Below are 414 nucleotides of genomic sequence, written 5' to 3' on the forward strand. Positions count from 1 at the left end.
CCTGCTTTGGTATTGCATACGAGCGTAGCAAGCGGGTGCTCTTTGATCAGTGCGAACATTTGATCACGACAATCGACTTTAAATACTTTAGGAATGAACACAGACGTTCTCTTTGATTTGCAGGTAAGCTTATATTAGATGGGAATGGCAGTATTGGTGCAACTAGATCAGCAGTGATTTGCCTAGGTTTGTTGGCTTTTCAAAAGTTTTCGGTATTTATGTCGTTGCAGGTAATGATCAACAAGCTCTGCGTTAGGCGTGTCGACAAAATGCTGATCAATGCCTTCCATCCACTTAATTGCTTCAAGAGATTTCGTTACTGGTTTGGCGAGAGCTAGCGTTGCGCCATTTTGAAAGACATCAAGCGCTTGCGGCATAGGGTGTGATGCGAGTGAACGTGCAAGAATGTAGCCC

1 protein-coding gene is annotated in these 414 nt (G+C 44.2%); it reads right to left on the reverse strand.

Annotated features, from left to right (window positions below; translation table 11 throughout):
* Positions 1-182 precede the first annotated feature (182 nt).
* Positions 183-414 (reverse strand): hypothetical protein (locus tag A3751_RS22595; protein WP_197466140.1); only part of this gene is annotated, 232 nt, incomplete at its 5' end.

This window comes from Oleiphilus sp. HI0080 (assembly GCF_001635135.1).